Raw genomic sequence first — 3,979 nt, 5'->3', positions numbered from 1 at the left:
CGATCCGGGGCCGTGGCCGCCGGTCGCGCGCGTCGCGCACGAGCTCGCGGCCGCGGGCATCGCGGTCAGGCGCCTGCGGACGAGGGCTGCGCGCGCCGCGCTTGGCCGAGCCGCTCTCGCGGCCTATGAAGCCAATATCCCGGCGCTGAAGGCGGAGGTCGAAAGCGCATCGCAGGTGCTGAACACGCCCGTCGCGCGGCTCGTATCGAACGGTTTGGAGACTCCGCTGCACCTCGACGAGGTCGAGTCGCTGCTCACCTCAGGCGCCCTCGTCGTCGATGCCTGCCGCAATGTCGTGCGCAAAGCCGACACCGTAGTGTCGCTGGCGACGCGGCCGGTGCTGTTTGCGCTGGCGCGCACGCTGGCCGAGGCCTGGCCCGCGGATGCGTCGCGGGAGGCGCTGCTGAAGCGCGCCTTCCGCGCCAGGCACGCCGATGAATCGCATCGTGCGCGGCTCAGGGTCGAGATGGGCCGGCTGCGCGCCGAAATGAACGCGCTGGCGGAAATCAACGCGACGGCCGCCGGTTTTGCGTTAACGCCGCTGACCGCAGCCGAGGTCGTAGTGCTGGCGCCGCCTGTCGAGGAGGAGCATGGCGCAGTGCTCGCCTTCCTCGCCGACGGCGAGTCCTGGTCGAGCTCGGCGCTGGCGATCGCGCTCGGCGCCAGCCCGCGCACCGTGCAGCGGGCGCTGGAAGCGCTTTCGGCCGACAACAAGGTGCAGGCGGTCGGCCGCGGCAGGGCGCGCCGCTGGATGACGCCGCCGGTGACCGGATTCCCGACTGTCTTGTTACTCCCGGGTCCGCTGCCGAGCGACTAGTCTGCGGCCATTGTTCGAATGGAGATCGAAAATGAAACGAGCCGCTGCCGAGATCCTGCGCGAATACGGCCCCTTTCCGGATGCCGAGCGCATCAATGGCGTCACCTATGACGGCAAGAATGTCTGGTTCGCCACCGGCGACAAGCTGAAGGCGCTTGACCCGGAGAGCGGCGCGATCGTGCAGTCGATCGACGTCGCCTCGCATGCCGGGTCCGCCTTCGACGGCGAGCATCTCTACCAGATCGGCGAGGACCGCATCCACAAGGTCGACCCGAAGACAGGCAAGGTCGTCGCCACCATTCCCGCCCCCGGCAACGGCGGCGACTCCGGGCTTACCTGGGCCGAAGGTTCGCTTTGGGTCGGCGAATACAGGGCCCACAAGATCCATCAGATCGATCCTGAAACTGGCAAGGTGATCCGCACCATCGAGTCGAAGCGCGTCGTCACCGGCGTCACCTGGGTCGACGGCGAGCTCTGGCATGCCACCTGGGAAGGGGAGGAGGGCGATCTCTTGCGCATCGACCCCGAGACGGGCGATGTGCTGCAGGAGCTGGCGATGCCCTCCGGCGTGTCGGGACTGGAATCCGATGGCCGCGGCTGCTTCTTCTGCGGAGGCGGCAGCAGCGGCAAGATCAAGGCCGTGCGCCGTCCTGGGTACAACCATGACAAGGACACGACAGTCGGCAAATAGCCGGCCCTAGCCAGGCTTTGCATGGCGGTGGTCTTCAGTCTAAGACCAGTCCATTGACAAAGGTCTCGCCCCATCGCTCCATTAGGCGTTCCTAAAAACGGAGGCAGCGATGGCGTATACGTATCGGTGCAAGGACTATCCGGGAATGGAAGCCTGTCCCGGGAGCTTCACGGCAGAAAACGCGGAAGAGGTGATGAAGCACGTTGAGCTTCATGCCCGGTCCGCGCATGGTGAAGACCCGAGCCAATGGTCCCAAGAGGACCGGAAGCAGCTACAGGCGATGATAATCGGAAGCTAGGCGCGCTTCTGCATCAAGCCGCCTCGCGCGCCGGCCGGGCAACGCCCTTGTTTGAGATCTGGCCGGCAGTCGGTCTGTCGACATGCGCCCAGGCCGGTCGCTCGAACAGGAAGGTTCCGAAGCCGGTGCGCTTGACGATGAAGTAGAGAATGACCGGGCTGATGACCGAGACGAGCAGCACCGCGAGGCTGAGCATGCCGGTATCGGTCAGAAGGCCGCTTGCCAGCATGATCCCGCGGAAGATCGACATCGGGATGGTGAAGGCGACATAGACGACCAGCGAATGCTCGCCGAGCCAACGCAGCCATTCCATCGCGGCGAATTTCGACAGGAATCCGCCGGCGACGCAGAGCGCCACCGCGCCGGCGACGGCCAGCGTAAGATGCAGCGGCGGCCATGCCGCCAGGCCCATCTGCATGCCGACCGGCTCGACGGCATAGCCCGGCGAATAGACGAGCAGGCCGTTGACGATGGCCCACACGATCAGCCCGGCAGCGGCGATCGCCGGACGGGCTTGCGTCCACGCGACCAGCCGGAACACCAGCGGCGCCATGACGAAGCCGAGATAGAAGAACACGAAATAGGCGGCGAATTGCGTGAGCGCATAGCTGTCCGAATGCGGCGCCCACATCTGCAGCGCGGCGGCAACCAAGATGACGATCCAGTGCGGCACGCCTAGGTCGCGCAGGACGCGCGCCACGAGGCCGAACACGGCCAGCATGTAGATGAACCACAGCACGCCATAGGGCTGGACGACAGCCACGGCGAGGTCGTGCAGCATGCCGGCGGGATCGCGGCTGAAGATGCCGATCTTCAGCCCGATCGAGATGACCGCCCACAGGACATAGAAATAGAGGTAGTGGACGACGCGCCGGTCGATATAGCGTCGCCAAGGCCGGTCGATCACCTGCGACAGGAACAGCCCCGAGATCAGGAAGAATTCCGGCATCCGGAACGGGGTCGCGAAGCCGATGACATAATGCAGGAAGCCGACGCCGCCGGTATATTCACCGGTGTTGTAGGCGGAATACATCATCACCACCAGGATGATCGAAAGACCTTTTGCCGTGTCCACCCACGGCATGCGCGTCGAAATGTTCATGAAAGACCCCGCAAAGGCACCCAGCGCCATAGTACCGGACAGGCGCGTCTCTAGCAGCATGAAGCTTCGGATATCGTAAACGCGGCGCTGTCGGGCTGGAGCTCAGTGCCGGGTCAGCGGCTGGTCTCTCGCATCGCCACCGCCACGATTACACCCGAGAGGAAGGTCAGCGCCGCGATCGCCGCGATCGCCGCGGCGAAGCCGAAGAAGTCGGCGATGAGGCCCGCCGACAGCGCTCCGATTGCGTAGCCGAGATCGCGCCAGAAGCGATAGACGCTGAGCGAGCGCGCCCGCCAGGAGGGATGCGATGCGTCCGATACCGCCGCGATCAGGCTTGGATAGACCATCGCCGTGCCAAGGCCGAGCAAGAGGCTTGCCAGCAGCCACCAGCCGAAGTCCCGCGTCATGGCGGTGAGCAGAAGTCCGGCAGCCTGCACCCACATGCCGGCGACGATCAGGCCCTTGCGGCCCCAACGGTCGCTCAATGGCCCGGTTGCGACCTGCAAGACGCCCCAGACAGCGGGATAGACCGCCTTGAGGATGCCGATGCGCTCGACGCCAAGCCCGTTGGCGACGAAGAAGAGCGGAAAAAGCCCCCAGCTCATGCCGTCGTTCAGATTGTTGACCAGGCCCGCCTGCGAGGCCGCGAACAAATTGCGGTCCCGGAAAGAGGTCAGCATGAAGATCTCGCGAAAGCCGAGCGGGGAGACAGCTTTCGGATCGTTGGCCAGTTCCAGCCGCACATGCTCGCGCGTGTCGCGCACCAGAAGGATCGACAGCGCGGCACCCAGGATCGCATAGCCGATGCCGAGATAGATCGGCACCGGGCGCAGCCCGTAGCGGCTGGCCAGATAGCCGGTCAGAAATGCGGTGACGCCGACGGCGAGGTAGCCGGCGAACTCGTTGAGGCCGACGGCGAGCCCGCGCGATTTCGGCCCGACCAGATCGACCTTCATGATGACGGTCATCGACCAGGCAAGTCCCTGGTTGATGCCGAGCAGCGCGTTGGCGGCAATGATCCACCCCCAACTCGGCGCCCAGATGATCATGAAGGGCACCGGGAGGCCGAAC

General features: G+C 65.4%; 5 protein-coding genes. 3 read left to right on the top strand and 2 right to left on the bottom strand.

The annotated features are described in order from the left end of the window. From EOA60_RS22305 to EOA60_RS22295, 3 genes are all read left to right on the top strand, one after another. On the top strand, nt 1-817 hold an 817-nt coding region (locus tag EOA60_RS22305), incomplete at its 5' end, for a helix-turn-helix domain-containing protein (RefSeq protein ID WP_128311902.1). Between the two features lie 31 nt (nt 818-848). Then, a complete protein-coding gene (locus tag EOA60_RS22300; RefSeq protein WP_095824804.1) occupies nt 849-1,508 on the top strand; it encodes a PQQ-binding-like beta-propeller repeat protein in 660 nt (219 codons plus the stop codon). Between the two features lie 109 nt (nt 1,509-1,617). Then, a complete protein-coding gene (locus tag EOA60_RS22295) occupies nt 1,618-1,806 on the top strand; it encodes a DUF1059 domain-containing protein (RefSeq protein WP_067000403.1) in 189 nt (62 codons plus the stop codon). Between the two features lie 13 nt (nt 1,807-1,819). On the opposite strand, the gene EOA60_RS22290 is transcribed toward EOA60_RS22295, so the two are convergent. Both EOA60_RS22290 and EOA60_RS22285 read right to left on the bottom strand, forming a co-directional pair. Continuing rightward, a complete protein-coding gene (locus EOA60_RS22290; RefSeq protein WP_245502597.1) occupies nt 1,820-2,968 on the bottom strand; it encodes an acyltransferase family protein in 1,149 nt (382 codons plus the stop codon). A 53-nt stretch (nt 2,969-3,021) separates the two neighbouring features. Further along, nucleotides 3,022-3,979, bottom strand: a 958-nt coding sequence (locus EOA60_RS22285) for an MFS transporter (RefSeq protein WP_164899463.1), incomplete at its 5' end; no start/stop codon positions are given.

Source organism: Mesorhizobium sp. M1A.F.Ca.IN.020.06.1.1, assembly GCF_004023265.1.
In the GTDB taxonomy this organism is placed as follows: Bacteria; Pseudomonadota; Alphaproteobacteria; order Rhizobiales; family Rhizobiaceae; genus Mesorhizobium.
This window is presented reverse-complemented; position numbering and strand designations above follow the sequence as displayed.